The 15952-nt window shown below is 61.6% G+C and carries 14 protein-coding genes; 7 read left to right on the top strand and 7 right to left on the bottom strand.

What is annotated here, in order from left to right:
- Positions 1-20: 20 nt before the first annotated feature.
- The 4 genes from GDV60_RS08960 to GDV60_RS08945 all read right to left on the bottom strand — a co-directional run bounded on the left by GDV60_RS08960 (position 21) and on the right by GDV60_RS08945 (position 3741).
- Positions 21-1688 carry an AMP-binding protein gene (locus GDV60_RS08960; protein WP_159906899.1) on the bottom strand — a complete coding sequence of 556 codons (1668 nt, stop codon included), beginning with the start codon at positions 1686-1688 and terminating at the stop codon, positions 21-23.
- A 223-nt stretch (positions 1689-1911) separates the two neighbouring features.
- Positions 1912-2361 (bottom strand): phosphohistidine phosphatase SixA, encoded by a 450-nt coding sequence (sixA, locus tag GDV60_RS08955; RefSeq protein WP_092234749.1) that lies wholly within the window; start codon positions 2359-2361, stop codon positions 1912-1914.
- On the bottom strand, positions 2358-2705 hold the full coding sequence (locus GDV60_RS08950; protein WP_029292722.1) for a DUF4389 domain-containing protein: 348 nt from the start codon (positions 2703-2705) through the stop codon (positions 2358-2360). Before GDV60_RS08950 ends, sixA begins: the two co-directional genes overlap by 4 nt.
- 10 nt (positions 2706-2715) lie before the next feature.
- Positions 2716-3741: an NAD(P)H-dependent glycerol-3-phosphate dehydrogenase gene (locus GDV60_RS08945; protein WP_029292720.1), complete on the bottom strand. Its 1026-nt coding sequence runs from the start codon at positions 3739-3741 to the stop codon at positions 2716-2718.
- A gap of 195 nt (positions 3742-3936) precedes the next feature.
- Between GDV60_RS08945 and GDV60_RS08940 the strand changes: the two genes are divergently transcribed.
- From GDV60_RS08940 to fabB, 5 genes are all read left to right on the top strand, one after another.
- Positions 3937-6057 (top strand): TonB-dependent siderophore receptor, encoded by a 2121-nt coding sequence (locus GDV60_RS08940; RefSeq protein ID WP_159906897.1) that lies wholly within the window; start codon positions 3937-3939, stop codon positions 6055-6057.
- 1 nt (position 6058) lies between these two features.
- Positions 6059-6991 carry an ABC transporter substrate-binding protein gene (locus GDV60_RS08935; RefSeq protein WP_222934631.1) on the top strand — a complete coding sequence of 311 codons (933 nt, stop codon included), beginning with the start codon at positions 6059-6061 and terminating at the stop codon, positions 6989-6991.
- Positions 6988-8889 carry an ATP-binding protein gene (locus GDV60_RS08930; RefSeq protein ID WP_070995396.1) on the top strand — a complete coding sequence of 634 codons (1902 nt, stop codon included), beginning with the start codon at positions 6988-6990 and terminating at the stop codon, positions 8887-8889. The genes GDV60_RS08935 and GDV60_RS08930 overlap by 4 nt, the downstream gene beginning before the upstream one ends.
- A 248-nt stretch (positions 8890-9137) precedes the next feature.
- A complete protein-coding gene (gene fabA, locus GDV60_RS08925) occupies positions 9138-9653 on the top strand; it encodes a 3-hydroxyacyl-[acyl-carrier-protein] dehydratase FabA (RefSeq protein ID WP_010211704.1) in 516 nt (171 codons plus the stop codon).
- 11 nt (positions 9654-9664) lie between these two features.
- Positions 9665-10885, top strand: a complete 1221-nt coding sequence (gene fabB, locus GDV60_RS08920) for a beta-ketoacyl-ACP synthase I (RefSeq protein ID WP_159906895.1) — start codon at positions 9665-9667, stop codon at positions 10883-10885.
- A 175-nt stretch (positions 10886-11060) separates the two neighbouring features.
- Here fabB and GDV60_RS08915 read toward each other — a convergent pair whose 3' ends face one another.
- From GDV60_RS08915 to GDV60_RS08905, 3 genes are all read right to left on the bottom strand, one after another.
- Positions 11061-12686, bottom strand: coding sequence for a methyl-accepting chemotaxis protein (locus tag GDV60_RS08915; protein ID WP_159906893.1), 1626 nt, complete (start codon positions 12684-12686; stop codon positions 11061-11063).
- A gap of 139 nt (positions 12687-12825) precedes the next feature.
- Positions 12826-13290 carry a DUF3859 domain-containing protein gene (locus GDV60_RS08910; protein WP_070995398.1) on the bottom strand — a complete coding sequence of 155 codons (465 nt, stop codon included), beginning with the start codon at positions 13288-13290 and terminating at the stop codon, positions 12826-12828.
- Positions 13291-13357: 67 nt separating this feature from the next.
- The gene (locus GDV60_RS08905) at positions 13358-14362 is read right to left on the bottom strand and encodes an amidohydrolase family protein (RefSeq protein ID WP_159906891.1); all 1005 of its coding nucleotides are present in this window, start codon (positions 14360-14362) and stop codon (positions 13358-13360) included.
- A 140-nt stretch (positions 14363-14502) separates the two neighbouring features.
- Between GDV60_RS08905 and GDV60_RS08900 the strand changes: the two genes are divergently transcribed.
- Together GDV60_RS08900 and GDV60_RS08895 are read left to right on the top strand one after the other, a co-directional pair.
- Positions 14503-14919, top strand: a complete 417-nt coding sequence (locus tag GDV60_RS08900) for an OsmC family protein (RefSeq protein ID WP_029292701.1) — start codon at positions 14503-14505, stop codon at positions 14917-14919.
- Positions 14920-14983: 64 nt separating this feature from the next.
- The gene (locus GDV60_RS08895; protein WP_092234662.1) at positions 14984-15850 is read left to right on the top strand and encodes a pirin family protein; all 867 of its coding nucleotides are present in this window, start codon (positions 14984-14986) and stop codon (positions 15848-15850) included.
- Positions 15851-15952 lie beyond the last annotated feature (102 nt).

Below are 15952 nucleotides of genomic sequence, written 5' to 3'. Positions count from 1 at the left end.
TTCTTGATTTTATTGAATGCTCAATCCTGCCACAGCACCGCCTCGGAGCGCGCGCTCCAGGCCGGGAACTGTGGGCCGTAGGTTGACTCGATAATGTTGCGCTTGATCTTCAGGGTCGGCGTCAGAAAGCCGTTTTCCACCGCCCAACTGTCCTTCACCACCACCAGTTGACGCAAGCGCTCGTGTTTATCCAGCACCTGGTTAACCTCTTCCAGCAAGCGTTCCAGGCTGGCGTGCAAGGATTGCCGGGCCTCGCCGGCGGCCTCCTGCTGGCCCACCGCAGACAGCACGCACAAGCCCATCGGCGCGCTCAGGCCATCGCCAACCACGCACACCTGTTCGATACGCCCGTGCTCTGCCAGGCGGTTTTCGATGGGTGCCGGCGCGACGTACTTGCCCTTGCTGGTCTTGAAGATTTCCTTGATCCGCCCGGTCAGGCGCAAACGGCCTTCGGTATCCTGCTCGCCCTTGTCGCCGGTACGCAGAAAACCGTCCTCGGTGAGGGTCTCGGCGGTCTTCTGTGGGTCCTTGAAGTAAGCGAGCATGGTCGCGCCGCTACGCACCTGGACCTCTCCGGCCGGGTCGATGCGCACCTCCACGTCCGGGCACGGCAAGCCGATCCAACCGATCTTCTGCTGGCCAGGACGACAGACATGGGAATAGCCACAGCTTTCGGTCATGCCATACACCTCCAGCACATCCAGGCCCAGGCGCTGGTACCAGCGCAGGAGCGCCTCGGGTACCGGCGCGGCCCCAGACAGGGCTACCCGCACCGCGTCCAGCCCAAGGCCGGCAAGGACTTTGCGGCCGACACGCTTGCCGACAAACGGCAGGCGCAGCAGCAGGTCCAGGCGTTTTTCCGGGATTTTGCCGTACACGCCCATCTGGAATTTGGTCCAGATCCGCGGCACACCAAACAACGCCGTGGGCCGGGCGCGTTGCAGGTCGGTAAGGAAGGTATCGAGGCTTTCGGCGAAAAACACCGTTTGCCCGGTATAGATCGCGGCCATCTCGACAAACATGCGCTCGGCCACATGGCACAGTGGCAAGTAGGACAGCAGGCGATCCCCCTCCCCCAGGCCGAACAACTCGGTGCCCCGGGTCGCGGCAAACGCCAGGCCGCCGAAGGTGTGCATCACGCCTTTGGGCAGACCCGTGGTACCGGAGGTGTAGATGATGGTGGCCAGGTCTGTCGCCGCAGGCGCGGGGTCATCCTGAATCGGCGAACTGGCTTGCAGGTCGGCCCAGGTGAAGTCGAATTCGCCCTTGGGGCACAAAGGCAGGCTGATGGTCGCCAGCCCAGGCTTGATGCCCGGCGCCATGGCAGGCCAGTCGTCAAGCTTGCCGATAAACACCAACGCCGCCTCGGAATGCTCCAGCACATGGGCTACGGAGTCGGCGGTAAGGTTGGGATACAGCGGCACGGAGACATGCCCGGCCATCCAGATCGCCAGGTCGGCGATGATCCAGTGCGCGCAGTTCTTCGAGATCAGGGCAATGTGCGAACCCTGGGGCAGTTCCCGCGCACGCAGCCAATGGGCGGCACAACGGGCCTGGTGACCGGCTTCGCCCCAGGTGAGGGTCTGCACCTCGCCACCGCCAATGGGCTGGACCAGGAAGCGCTGGCGCGGATGGCGCGCCTCACGTTCAAAGAAAACCTGCAGCGGCAAACGAAAAGCGACAGACATGGGACGCGCTCCTGTGTGTTCCGACGGTAGCCAACCAAGCACTTGCTTGGTGGACTATTCCATGCACAAAGGAGCACTGCAAGTTCCTTACTGACACAACACAAATAAGTGTGGGAGCGGGCTTGCTCGCGAATGCGCAGTGTCAGCCACTCTATTCATTGGCTGATACACCGTATTCGCGAGCAAGCCCGCTCCCACAGTTGATTGTGTCGTGCCTGAACAATCAGGGGTTTTTGACGCTATTGAGGCTCATCAGCCCCGCCAGCGGAAAATTCCCTTCCAGCTCTGCCAGGCTGGCGGTGTGCATCGGTTGGGGCTGGCGCTGGTGCCCGTGCTGCAGAAAACTGATCAGGTTGCCCACCAACGGTTGATGGCTGACCAGCAGCACATTGTCATCGGTATCGAGTTTTTCCAGCACTTGCAGGGGGTTGCCGTCTGGCGTCAGCCACGGCACCGTGCGGATCTCTGGCACAAACCCCAACGCTTCGCGCACCAGTTGCGCGGTCTGTTGTGCCCGCACATAAGGGCTGGCGATGATCGCGCTGATGGGCTGGCCGATCAGGTGTGCGGCACTATGCAGCACCTCCTGGCGACCATGCTCGGTCAGGTTGCGTTGGGCATCGCTGGAAGCATGGGACTCGGCTTCACCGTGGCGCAACACCCACAGCTTCATAGCTTGGGCTCTTCATCGCGCACCGGGTGCGGGGCCGGCGGCACGCTGTGGGCGGCCTCGCCCTCCGGGGCGCGCGGGGTTGGCCAATCGGCGAAGGGCCAGGGTTTCTGCTCGCTGTGGAAGCTGCCAAAACGGCCAATCTGCGCAAGGAACTGGCTGAGGCTGTCGCCAAAGTTCATCAGGCCCAGGTTCGGTGCGCCGTAGATCAGGCGGTAGATCAACTGCACCACCACCAACGCGCCGAGGATAAACTGCGCCACTTGCCAGACCAGGGCAAACACCAGCATCCACAGGATGCGCAGGACGATAGATTCATACTTGGGTGCTGCTTTGGGATCGTTCATCGCGCGTTCCTCAGTTGAAACCACTGGTGGAAATAAAGTCGACATCAGTCTTGGGTTCGGCACGCATCAGCAACTCGATGACCTGGTTCAAAGTGCGCCCTTCGAACAGGATCGCGTGCAGGCCGGCGACCAACGGCATATAGACCCCGGTTTCCTGGGCCTTGGCCTTCAGCACTTTCAGGGTATTGACCCCTTCAGCCACTTCACCCAGGCGGGTGACGGCATCTTCCAGGCTCAAACCCTGGCCCAGGGCAAAGCCCACCTGGTAATTGCGGCTTTTCGGCGACGAACAGGTGACGATCAGGTCGCCCACCCCGGCCAGGCCAAGGAAGGTCATGGGGTTGGCGCCCTGGTTGACCGCAAAGCGGGTCATTTCCGCCAGCGCGCGGGTGATCAGCATGCTCTTGGTGTTTTCCCCCATGCCCAGGGCCACCGCCATGCCGGCAATAATGGCGTAGACGTTTTTCAACGCGCCGCCCAGTTCCACGCCAAAGCGGTCGGCACTGGCGTAGACGCGGAAGGTCCGGCCATGCAGCACGGCCTGTACCTGTTCGCACAGCGCCTCGTCTTCACTGGCGACCACGGTTGCGGTCAGGGCGTGTTCGGCCACTTCCCGCGCCAGGTTCGGCCCGGAGAGCACACCGATGCGGGCCTGGGGCGCGATGTCCGCGAGGATTTCGCTCATCAGCTTGAAGGTCTGGGCTTCGATGCCTTTGGTCAGGCTGACCAGCATCTTGCCCGCCAGCCGTTCGGCATGGGGCGCCAGCACCGAGCGCAAAGCGCTGGAGGGCAACGCGACGAAGCACAGGTCGCAATCATCCAGGGTGGCCTGTAGGTCCGTGACCGGCGTAACGGCCGGATGAATCTTGATGCCCTTGAGGTAACGGGGGTTTTCGCGGTTGACCCGGATGGCCTCGGCCTGTTCAGGATCGCGCATCCACTGACGGACCTGATGGCCGTTTTCGGCCAGCAGATTAGCCACGGCGGTACCAAAACTTCCGCCTCCCAGGACCGCAATTGGGCGCTGTTCAGTCATATGCAATCCGTTAATCCATAGCAGTGGCGATGGCGGCATTATACGGGCCGGCCCGATGGCGGCCAGCCCTTCCGTAATTTCCCGCGATTGTCGGAAAATGGCCGAATAGACCACAGTAATTGCGATAGCGCCGACTGGCAAAAGCGCCCGCCTCAGTTAACATGGGCGGCTATCCGCAATTATCAAGGCCGTTCCGTGTATTTGGGCCCTCCTCCTCGTTCATCTCTGTTGCTGGCGCTGTTGGTCAGCACGCCGTTGCTGGCCGACGATCTGTTCCTCGACAACCAGCCGCTGCCCCAAGTCCTCACGGCGACCCGACTCAAGCAGTCGGCCGCCGCGGTGCCTGGCAGCATGACGGTGATCGACAGCGAGCTGATCAAGGCCAGCGGCGCACGGGATATTGCCGAGTTGCTGCGCCTGGTGCCCGGGATGATGGTGGGCTACACCTCGGGCAACCAGGCTGCCGTCAATTATCACGGCACCAACGCCAGCGAAGCCCGGCGCATGCAGGTGCTGATCGATGGCCGCTCGGTGTACCGCGCCGGCCTCGCCACCGTGGACTGGAGCGATATTCCGGTAGCCATGGAGGATATCGAGCGAATCGAGGTGTTCCGTGGGCCCAACACCGTCAGCTACGGGGCCAATTCGCTGATGGCTGTGGTCAATATCCTCACCCGCTCGCCAGCCAACAGCCTGGGCACGCGGATGAAAATGACCCGGGGCGAGCGCGGGATCAACGACTGGTATGCCAGCCAGGGCCTGGGCTGGGACACCGGCAACCTGCGGCTATCGCTGTCCGGGCAACAGGACGACGGCTTCGACAGCGACCGTGTGGGCGCCGATTACCGCGATAGCCGGCGCCTCAACCGCTTCAGCCTGAAGGTCAGCCAGACCCTCGACCAGCAGCAGAGCATCGACTGGCAAATCAACGCCAAGGAAGGGACCAACCAGCGGCCGTATACCTACAAGCCGGTGTTTGCCGGGATTACCGATGGTGGCAATGATTCCGACGTCAGCGCCAAGGACTACGCCGCATCCCTGCGCTGGAACTTCGATTTCAACCCCGACCATAGCCTGTATGTCCAGGGTTCGGCGCAGCAATGGGATCGCCGCCAGGTCTGGACGGCCTGTGATGCCAAGGTCTCGTTCAGCCCGGAGTTGACGCAACTGTGGCAAATGAACCCCAACTACGCTGAAAAGTTGGCGCGGCATATGAAGGACTATGAAAACGGTAGGCCCCCGCAAGGCTCCGCAGCAGAGCAGGCGCTGGCCGAAGAAGTCCTGAAACAATGGAATAACGGCGGCAAGGAAAGTGTCTGCGGCAACATCGACCAAAGCACCAAGGAAAGCCGCTACGACCTGGAAGTCCAGGACACCCTGAGCCTGTCCGACAGCCTGCGCCTGGTCAGCGGCATGAATTACCGCTACGACCGCGCCGACTCCGACACCTACTTCAATGGCCGGCTGGACGACACCACCTGGCGCCTGTTCGGCCACCTGGAATGGCGCGCCAGCGAGCACTGGCTGTTGCAGGGTGGGGCGATGTACGAAAACACCGACCTGAGCGGCAACTCGCTGACGCCCAGGGTCGCGGTCAACTACTTGATCAACCCGCGCCACGGGTTGCGCGCGGTGTACTCCGAAGCCATCCGCTCGCCGGACATGTTCGAGAACAACGTCAACTGGAGTTATAAGGTCACGAACCTCAGCTCCCCCACCTACGGGCAGAACGTCGGCCAGTATTTCGTCAAGACCCGGGGCCCGGGCGATCTCGACAAAGAGCTGATGCGCTCCCGGGAGTTGGGCTACAACGGTTTTTTTGCCGATATCGGGCTGAACGTCGACGTCAAACTGTTCTATGACGAAATCACCGGCATGATCAGCGAGCCCTTGCGCAATAACCAATACATCGCCAGCAACAGTAACAGCTCGCGCTTTACCGGCACCGAGACCCAATTGGACTGGCACCTGAGTACCGCCGACCGCCTGCGCCTGACCTATGCTTATGTGGATGCCGACGCCAGCAACCCGCTGGACCGGCAACAGACCGCGCGCAACAGCGGTTCGGCGGGCTGGATGCGCGAATGGGGCCATGGCTGGTCCAGTGCGCTGTTCTATTATGGCAACGATGCACTCAACCAATATCGCTTTGAACGGGTCGACATGCGGGTCGCCAAACGCATCGCCCTGGGCAAGGCCAATCTGGAGCTGGCCGGCATGCTGCAACAACGCCTCGACCACCAGCCCACCACCCAGCTCGACAATCACTACGACCAGCGCCATGTGCTCTACTTCAGTGCCGAGTTAGAGTTCTGACATGAACCCTGCCCAGTCAAGGATGAGCGCCCTCTTTGGCGCCAGGTTCTGGCGCCGCTGCCTGCTGCTTGCCAGCCTGGCATTGGCCATGCCCGCGTGGAGCGCCGAAATCCTGCTGACCGCTGCCGAGGATGGCCCCGGTGTACAGGCCTTCGCCCAGGCCCTGCGCGAGCAACGTCCTGCCGACAGCGTCACGTTCAAGGCCCTGCCAGACATGCCCGCCCCCGGCCAACTGCCGGGCAACACCCGCCTGATCCTGCTGGACCTGCCCAGCCTCGACTGGCGCCTGCAGGACACCCAGGGCCCGGCGACGCTGGTGCTGCGCATCAGCCGCCTGCAAGCCCGCGAGCGCCTGGGCAATCATGTGCCCGCCAAGATCAGCCTGTTGTGGAGCGACCCGCCGGTGGACCGGCAGCTGCGCCTGATCGCCAATATCCTGCCCCAGGCCCGGCGCATTGGCGTGCTGTACGGCAGCGATAGCGAATTCCTGCTGCCGGAGCTGCGCCAGCATGCGGCGGCCCTGGGCCTGGAAATCGTCGCCCAGCACTGGGACAACATCAACGACAGCCGCCCGCTGCTCAGCCTGTTCAAAAACAGCGATGTGTTGCTAGGGCTGGATGATCCGCAGTTGTACAACCCCAAAACCGTGAAAAACCTGCTGTTGAGCAGCTACGCCAGGCAATTGCCACTGATCGGGCCCAACGCCGGCTTCGTGCGGGCCGGCAGCCTGGCCAGCACCTACAGCGACCAGGCCGACTGGCTGAATGTGCTTGACCGCCTGCTCGATCGCCCGCAGGCCGGTTGGCCGCGCTCGCTGTACCCGGATCACTTCAAAGTCGTGGGCAACCCGCAAGTGGCGCGCTCGCTGGGAATCGAACAGGTGGACGAAACCGCCGTCGCGACCCGATTGGCCGAAGGGGAGAAACACCCATGACCTTGCGTCGCCGTTGGGATATCAACACCCGTACTCAGATCATCACCCTGGGCCCGGCCCTGTTGCTGACCTTGCTTTTAATCAGCTTTTTTACCTTCGTGCGGATCCAGGATCTGCGCCAGGAACTGGACCACACCGGCCAACTGATCGCCAACCAACTGGCCCCGGCCACCGAGTACGGCGTGATTTCGGGCAACAACGACGTGCTCGACAGCCTGCTGCGGGCCACCCTGGCCACGCCCCATGTGCGCTTCCTGGAAATCCAGGACAGCGCAGAAAACATCCTGGTGTACGTCGAGCAGCCCTCGGAAAAGCACGACCGCTCGCTGTCGGTAAAGATCTTCCAGGCGCCGATCCGCCTGCAGCATATCCAGCTGGGCAACGACTTTTTCCAGGACAGCACCGCGCAACCCAAGGCGCCACGGGCCGACTATCTGGGCCGGGTGATCGTCGGCATGTCCAATGACGCCTTCAGCCAGCGCCAACAGGAAATCCTCTTCAAGGCCGCAATCCTCGCACTGTTTGCCCTGCTCTTTACCTTCCTGCTGGCACGGCGCCTGGCCGCCAGCCTGTCGCAACCGATCAGCGCCATGGGCAATGCGGTCAAGGCGATCCAGCAGGGGGACTACAAGACCCCACTGCCGATTGTCGACGACTCCGAGCTGGGCGACCTGTCACGGCACATCAACAACCTCGCCGAAGGCCTGCACCACGCCAGCCGTGAACAGCAGCAGGCCATGGCCCAATTGATCCAGACACGGGAAGAGGCCGAGCGCGCCAACAGTGCCAAGTCCGACTTCCTGGCGATGATGAGCCACGAACTGCGCACACCGATGAACGGTGTGCTGGGCATGCTGCAATTGCTCGAAACCACGTCCATGACCGACGAGCAGACCGAGTACGCCGCACTGGCTTCGGAGTCCACCGAGCACCTGCTCAAAGTCATCAACGATATCCTCGACTTCTCGCGTATCGAACGCTCAGCCCTGGAGCTTGAGCATATTCCGTTCAACCTGGTGGACCTGATCAACAGTTGCGCCCAGTCCTTCCAGCACAGCGCCATACAACGCGGGCTGGCCCTGGAATTGTCGATCCCACCGGGCATGGACGCTTTGCGCGTACAGGGCGACCCGACGCGGATCCGCCAGATCCTGGTGAACCTGATCGGCAATGCGCTGAAGTTCACCGAGCAAGGCACGGTCAGCGTCGAGCCCAACTGGCAGACCCTGGACCATGAGCTGCTGTGGTTTACCTGCACGGTGCGCGACACCGGGATTGGCATCTCGGCCGAGCGCCTGGAACTGATGTTCGACGCCTTTCAGCAGGCGGACAGTTCTATCTCCAGGCGTTACGGTGGCACCGGCCTGGGCCTGCCGATTGCCCGCACCCTGGCCGAGCGCATGGGCGGCACCTTGCGTGCCCAGAGCGAGGAAGGCCTGGGGTCGGTGTTCACCCTGGAAATCCCCTTGGCGATCTACCAGCAGAGCCTGCCGCAGATCGCCCCGGACACCCAGCACAAAGCCAGCGCCGGTGAAGGCCGCCATGTGTTGCTGGTGGAGGATAATCCGGTCAACCGCACCGTGGTCGAAGCCATGCTGCGCAGCCTGGGGTTCGAGGTGAGCATCGCCACCGATGGCGCCGAAGCGATTCGCAGCGCCGAAAGCCTGATTTTCACGGCGATCCTGATGGACTGCCGGCTGCCGGTGATCGACGGCTATGAAGCGACACGCCAGATCCGCCAGTTGCCCGGCTGCGCCGACCTGCCGATCATTGCCCTGACCGCCAATGCGCTACAAGGCGATCGCGAGGCATGCCTGGCCGCGGGAATGAACGATTACCTGGCCAAGCCGTTCAAACGCACGGATTTGCAGCAAATCCTGCAACGCTGGGTGCATTAGATGGGCACCATCAGCCAACTGCGACTGGCGTGAAAGACGAAAGTGCGGCAGTCTTAGGCACCCAAGCGGGCCTATAAATAAGTCCGGTTTAAAATTTCAGTGCACAAGTGTACATTCATGTCCTTGATGCTGTGACTTTCACTACAACGCAATAGTCTACCTGTAGGCTGCCGACGTGAGGCAAGCACGCTTCAGTCGGTCGGGAAGATTTACCCGGCCCTGCCGCATGGGATTATTGAGGAGCTCGCATGACCAAACAAAACGCCTTTACCCGGGAAGACCTGCTGCGCTGCAGTCGCGGTGAGCTGTTCGGCCCAGGTAACGCGCAACTGCCCGCCCCGAATATGCTGATGGTGGATCGCATCACCCATATCAGCGAAGAGGGTGGCAAGTACGGCAAAGGTGAATTGGTCGCCGAGCTGGATATCACCCCGGACCTGTGGTTCTTCGCCTGCCATTTCGAAGGCGATCCGGTCATGCCGGGCTGCCTGGGCCTTGATGCCATGTGGCAACTGGTCGGCTTCTTCCTTGGCTGGCAAGGCCTGCCGGGCCGCGGTCGCGCCCTGGGTTCGGGCGAAGTGAAGTTCTTTGGCCAGGTCCTGCCGACCGCCAAGAAAGTCACCTACAACATTCAGATCAAGCGCGTCCTCAAGGGCAAGCTGAACCTGGCCATCGCCGATGGTTCGGTGAGCGTCGACGGTCGCGAGATCTACACCGCCGAAGGCCTTCGCGTCGGCGTGTTTACTTCCACTGACAACTTTTAAGGGTTATCCGCATGCGCCGCGTCGTTATCACTGGTCTGGGCATCGTTTCGTGCCTGGGCAATGACAAAGAGACCGTCTCCGCTAACCTGCGTGCAAGTCGCCCTGGCATCCGCTTCAACCCGGAATATGCCGAAATGGGTCTGCGTAGCCAGGTTTCCGGCTCCATCGACCTCCCCCTCGAAGAACTGATCGATCGCAAGATCTATCGCTTCGTTGGCCACGCCGCAGCTTATGCCTACCTGGCCATGAAAGACGCAATCGCCGACTCCGGCCTGAGCGACGACCAGGTATCCAACGTGCGCACCGGCCTGATCGCTGGCTCCGGCGGCGCGTCGACCTTGAACCAGATGGAAGCGCTGGACATCCTGCGCGAGAAAGGCGTCAAGCGCGTTGGCCCGTACCGCGTCACGCGGACCATGGGCAGCACCGTTTCCGCGTGCCTGGCCACTCCATTCCAGATCAAGGGCGTGAACTACTCGATCTCCTCCGCCTGCGCCACCAGTGCCCACTGCATTGGTACCGCTGTCGAGCAGATCCAGTTGGGCAAGCAAGACATCGTATTCGCCGGTGGCGGTGAAGAAGAACATTGGAGCCAGTCGTTCCTGTTCGACGCCATGGGCGCGCTGTCCACCCAGTACAACGACACTCCGGAAAAAGCTTCCCGTGCCTACGATGCCAAGCGTGACGGTTTCGTCATCGCCGGCGGCGGCGGCATGGTCGTGGTCGAGGAGCTGGAACACGCCCTGGCCCGTGGCGCGAAGATCTACGCGGAAATCGTCGGCTACGGCGCCACTTCCGACGGCTACGACATGGTTGCGCCAAGCGGCGAAGGCGCCATCCGCTGCATGCAGATGGCCATGGCCACCGTTGATACACCCATCGACTACCTGAACACCCATGGCACCTCCACTCCGGTGGGCGACGCCAAGGAAATGGAAGGCGTGCGTGCGGTCTTCGGCGACAAGGCTCCAGCCATCAGCTCCACCAAGAGCCTGTCGGGTCACTCCCTGGGTGCCGCTGGCGTTCACGAAGCGATCTATTGCCTGCTGATGATGGAAGGCAACTTCATGGCGGGCTCGGCCAACATCGAAGAGCTGGACCCAGCCGTTGCGGATATGCCGATCCTGACCAAGACCCGTGAAGATGCCACCATCAACACGGTCATGAGCAACAGCTTCGGCTTTGGTGGCACCAATGCCACCTTGGTACTGAAACGCTGGCAGGGTAAGTAATACCCCGCAGGTTGTGCATGTGAAAACGCCCCGACTGGTTCGGGGCGTTTTTTATTGGTCGGGGTTAATGATGGACCGTGTCGCCTTCATCGCAGGCAAGCCAGCTCCCACATTGATCGCATTCCAACGCGGTCAAATGTGGGAGCTGGCTTGCCTGCGATGGCGATCTTCAGCCCTACACCGAAAACCGCGCAACCATGCTGTTCAGGTCCACCGCCAATCGCGACAACTCATGGCTCGCCGCACTGGTCTGATTGGCGCCCGCCGATGTCTGCATCGCCAGGTCGCGGATATTCATCAGGTTGCGGTCCACTTCCCGCGCCACCGCCGCCTGCTGCTCCGACGCGCTGGCGATCACCAGGTTGCGCTCGTTGATCAGGGTGAACGCCGAGGCAATCTCCTCCAACGCTGTGCCTGCTGACTTGGCAATGCCCAGGGTCGCACGTGCCCGGCCATTACTCTGTTGCATGGAACTGACGGCCTGATCGGTGCCCTGCTGAATCCCACCGATCATCTGCTCGATTTCCCGGGTCGATTGCTGGGTGCGATGGGCCAGGGCCCGCACTTCATCGGCGACCACCGCAAAACCCCGTCCGGCCTCGCCCGCCCGCGCCGCCTCGATCGCCGCATTCAGCGCCAGCAGATTGGTCTGTTCGGCAATGGAGCGAATCACATCCAATACCTTGCTGATTCCGTACACCTTCTGCGCCAAGTCCTCGACCTGGGTGGCATTGGCAGTCACGTCGTCGGCCAGGGACTCGATCGACAACACCGTCTGGTGCACCTGCTCGCGCCCGTGCTGGGCAATGCGATCGGACTCCCGCGAGGCCTGTGAGGTGGCTACTGCGTTACTGGCCACCTCCTCCACCGCTGCGGTCATCTGGTTGACCGCCGTGGCGGCCTGTTCGATTTCCTGGCTTTGCTGGTGCAGGCCACGGGTGGCGTCTTCGGTGACACTACTGAGTTCCTCGGAAGCAGAGGCCAGTTGGTTGGAAGAGTCGGAAATGCGCCGGATCGTCTCGCGCAGATTTTCCTGCATGCTCTTGAGCGCCTGTTGCAGGCGCGCTGGCTCGTCCTTGCCGCTGACGGTGATCTCGCCGGTCAAGTCGCCGCTGGCGACCCCCTGGGCGACCCTCACCGACTGCGCCAGTGGCAACACGATACTGCGGGTCAACAAAACGGCCAGGGCGATGGTAATCAGCGCGGTCACGGCGATCATGCCGATCACCCAGATTCGCGACTGACTGAATACCCGCTGGGCCAAGTCTGCCGCCTGGTTGGCGCTGTCCTTGTTGAGTGTGACCAGTTCGCCGAGGGTGCCGGCCAAGGCATCGGCCAGATGATTCATCTCGCCGTTGACCACCTTGATCGCCTCCTCCACCTGATTTTGCCGGGAGAACGCCATGACCTGCTCCTGGCGTTGCAGGTATTGCTGCTCCTCGACCTTGAAGCGGTCGAACAGCACTCGCTCCTGGGGCAGGACGATAAGCGCGTCATACAGCGACTGCGCGTTGTGCAGCTGCTTTTTGATATCGCTGATTTTCTGTTCATTCTGCGCCACCGCCTGCGGGTCGCGGTTGACCAATAGACGCAAGGTCAAGGCCCGCACCCGCAGCAGGTCCTGATTCATTTCGCCGACGGCCATCACGCTGGGCAGCCAGTTGGTTTCCACCTGGTCCGATTGCTCGCGCATATTGGCCATTTGCATCAAGGCGAACCCGCCCAGCACAAACACCATCAACGCCAACAATCCAAAACCCAGGCCTGCACGCGGAGCGATATTGAGACTTCTGATACTCATTGCGCTGATTCCTTTCAAGAGCGCTGCATCCACCTGCAGCGGGTTGCTCATGAAAGGTATCGGCGTCTTCGACTTTTTGCGTAAGACGAAAACGCGATATCAAAACGCCTTTATCCAACGACTGCATGACTGTAGCGATTCAGCGCACGGTAAAGCTCTTCTGGGTCAGCAAGCGGTCACCCTGGAACACCATGAATCGCCATTCGCCCGGCACCACTTCGTGGCTTTCGGTGAACTCATAGGCCATCACGTCCTGAGGCGCACCGGGCACCAGTTTCTGGGTCACTTCGAATTTGTCATGGCGCTGGCCGTCGGCCGTGCGGATGCCGGGGGTGAAGTAGAGCAAGGTCAGCGGGGTATCTTCGGCGACCTTGCCCAGCAACTGGTAGCGCAGGCCAAACTTGGTGCCCAACTTGGCCGGCACCTCGGTGGTGGCCTGGATCTGTTCGTTGCTGCGCCGCAATACGCGCTCGCCCGACTGCAGCTCGGCTTTGGGTCCTTCAAACACGCCGAATTCCACCGGGCCTTCGATACGGACTTCGGCACTGGCCAGGCCGCTGATCATCATCAATGCCGCCAGGGCGCTTAAACGGGTGAGGTGCATAGTGGGCTCCTTGAGTGAGATGGCGGGAGCTTATGACACCGGTATGACGGGACGATGACAAACCCGATCAGCGCGCCTTGGGCAAAATCGCGAGGAAATTGTCCCGCGCAACTTTTCGCGCAACGTCTTCAGGCAAGGCATCAAGGAAAGGATTGAAGCTACGCATTTCCTTACCCAGCTTGTTGAACCGCCCTACAACATCAGACCCCAGCATAAAGCGCTCCGGGAACCGCTCTACCAGCTTCAGCCACTCCGGCCGGGGCTTTCCCGCCTCATCCAGCAAATAGGGGTTGAGCACGCTCCAGGACAGGTCGACGTACAGGTTGGGATAGGCCTCCAGCATCCGGCTCAGGGTCGGCAGCAGGAAGTCCAGCTGCGTCTGGTGCCGGTGGATCTCCATGCTGGTGCCGGCATGGGCCCAGATAAACCGGGTGTGCGGATGATTGCGCAGCGGCTCTTCGATTTCTGCCAGATACAGAGGATTGCGCTCGCGCTTGGAGGTGATGTTGGAATGCACCAGCACCGGCAGGTCATTCTCGGCGGCCAGGTGATAGATCCGCGTCATAGCCTCGTTATTGGCCCGTGGCGTGTCGCCGGAGGTCAGCGCCGTTAGATCATCGTGGCGGGTGAAGACTTCACCGATGCCCTGCCACAGCCCTGGATTGAGGTCGAGCATGCGCTGGATATGGGCCTCGGAGTTCTTGTCGTTAGGGTTGAAGCCGCTGAGGAACGGATGGAAATGCTGGCGCTGTTCGGCGGTCAGCTTGTTGACCGCAGCGGCCACGATCACATCAGTGGCGCTGTACCAATAGGCATCCGCGTCATCACCGGCGTAATAGCGCGGGCGCTTGGGCTCGTCTTCATGCCATTTCTTCGCCACGGGCACGCCGGAAATCATCACATGCTCGATGCGATTGGCCGCCATGGCCTTGAGCAGCTTGTCCATGCCTGCCGTCTCCTGGAAGAAGTCGACGTAATGCAGGTGCGCGTCGCTGTAGGCATAGTCGCGGGCGTGCACGGCCAGGCTGCTGGCGCTAAGCAAGAGGGCAAGGGTCAGGTGGGTCCAGGGCACGATAAAATCTCAATCCAGGTTAAGTGAGGTAGACCGCCGGTGACTTGCCAGGGTTCATCCGGCAAAAAACGCGGAACACTCCGATGCCAGCATGCTCTATAACTGCATGACGTTCATCCTGCCACCTTGTGAGGTTTACCATGCCCGTTATCGTCAACACGCTGAACACCGAGAACTTTCGCCATAGCGTCAACATCAATAACCACGAGCTGTTTACCGACCTGCCCAAGAGCCTGGGTGGCGACGACTCGGCGCCCTCGCCCCACGATTACTTCGACGCCGCGCTGGCCTCGTGCAAAGCCCTGACCGTCAAACTGTATGCACAGAAAAAAGACATCCCCCTGACTGGCGTGACCGTGGAAGTGACCCATGACAGCAGCGAGGAGCAAAAGGGTAAATACAAGCTCAACGTCAAGCTGACCCTCAAGGGCGTGCTCACCGACGAGCAGCGCGCTGAACTGCATCGCGTGGCCGACAAGTGCCCGGTGCACAAACTGATGACCACCGCCGAGATCAACATCGAGACCCAGCTCGCCGAAGGTGCATTCAGCCAATAACACCGGTTCCCTGTCTGGCGGGTTATGCTCAAGCCCTACGAACCCGCTCAGACAGGGATGCTCCATGACAACCGTGACCGTGATCCGCCCGCGCCCAGAAGATGTCGAAGGCCAACCTATCCTGCGCCCGCTGCCCTCGCGAGAGTGCCGCAGCGTGGGGCCCTTCGTGTTTTTCGACCATATGCTCCAGACCCGCTACGCGCCCGGCAGCGGCATGAATATCCGCCAGCATCCGCATATCGGCCTGTCTACCCTCACCTACCTGTTTGAAGGCGAACTGCTGCACAGGGACAGCCTCGGCTCCGACCAAGTGGTGCAGGCCGGCGATGTCAGCTGGATGACTGCGGGCAGCGCCATCGCCCACGTCGAACGCACGCCCGACGCGCTCAAGGCCAAGGGTTTCAACCTGCACGGCCTGCAGGTGTGGCTGGCATCGCCCAAGGCCCATGAGCAGGGCCCGGGGCATTACAGCCATCACCCCGCCACCAGCCTGCCGGTCAGCGACAACCTGGGCGTGACGATCCGCTTGATCGCCGGCAGTGGCTTCTGCCTGGAGTCACCGGTGCCCGTGCTGTCGCCGACGCTGTATGCCGAGGTTCATATGCAAACCGCCACCACCCTGCTGATTCCTGATGAACATGAGGAACGGGCGGTGTACGTGCTAGACGGTGATGCGCAGTTGGACGGCGAACCGGTGCAGGCCCATAGCCTGGTGGTGTTGCCGGCAGGCCAGAGCATGGCGCTGTTTGCCGAGACCGAATGCCACCTGGTGATCTTCGGTGGCGCGCCGCTGGACGGGCCACGGCGGATCAATTGGAATTTTGTCGCCAGTGATCCGGCGTTGATCGAACAGGCGCGCCAGCGCTGGGCGGCCGGGGATTGGCCGACGGTGCCGGGGGAAAGCGGGAGAATTGAGTTGCCTGTGAGGTAGCTATCGCGGGCAAGCCCGCTCCCACATGTTGATTTGTGAACACCGTAAGTGTGGGAGCGGGCTTGCCGCGATGAGCATAGGTATCTACACAACTTTCAGAAA

It is taken from the genome of Pseudomonas sp. DTU12.1 (assembly GCF_009873475.1).
Taxonomy (GTDB): Bacteria; Pseudomonadota; Gammaproteobacteria; order Pseudomonadales; family Pseudomonadaceae; genus Aquipseudomonas; species Aquipseudomonas proteolytica.
Note: the sequence above shows the minus strand (reverse complement) of the source record. Positions and strands in the feature narration are given on the sequence as shown.

Coding starts and splice junctions, on each gene's coding strand:
- GDV60_RS08895 (WP_092234662.1), top strand. CDS start 14,984: ATGACAACCGTGACCGTGATCCGCCCGCGCCCAGAAGATGTCGAAGGC.
- fabB (WP_159906895.1), top strand. CDS start 9,665: ATGCGCCGCGTCGTTATCACTGGTCTGGGCATCGTTTCGTGCCTGGGC.
- fabA (WP_010211704.1), top strand. CDS start 9,138: ATGACCAAACAAAACGCCTTTACCCGGGAAGACCTGCTGCGCTGCAGT.
- sixA (WP_092234749.1), bottom strand. CDS start 2,361: ATGAAGCTGTGGGTGTTGCGCCACGGTGAAGCCGAGTCCCATGCTTCC.
- GDV60_RS08960 (WP_159906899.1), bottom strand. CDS start 1,688: ATGTCTGTCGCTTTTCGTTTGCCGCTGCAGGTTTTCTTTGAACGTGAG.
- GDV60_RS08900 (WP_029292701.1), top strand. CDS start 14,503: ATGCCCGTTATCGTCAACACGCTGAACACCGAGAACTTTCGCCATAGC.
- GDV60_RS08945 (WP_029292720.1), bottom strand. CDS start 3,741: ATGACTGAACAGCGCCCAATTGCGGTCCTGGGAGGCGGAAGTTTTGGT.
- GDV60_RS08935 (WP_222934631.1), top strand. CDS start 6,059: ATGAACCCTGCCCAGTCAAGGATGAGCGCCCTCTTTGGCGCCAGGTTC.
- GDV60_RS08950 (WP_029292722.1), bottom strand. CDS start 2,705: ATGAACGATCCCAAAGCAGCACCCAAGTATGAATCTATCGTCCTGCGC.
- GDV60_RS08915 (WP_159906893.1), bottom strand. CDS start 12,686: ATGAGTATCAGAAGTCTCAATATCGCTCCGCGTGCAGGCCTGGGTTTT.
- GDV60_RS08930 (WP_070995396.1), top strand. CDS start 6,988: ATGACCTTGCGTCGCCGTTGGGATATCAACACCCGTACTCAGATCATC.
- GDV60_RS08910 (WP_070995398.1), bottom strand. CDS start 13,290: ATGCACCTCACCCGTTTAAGCGCCCTGGCGGCATTGATGATGATCAGC.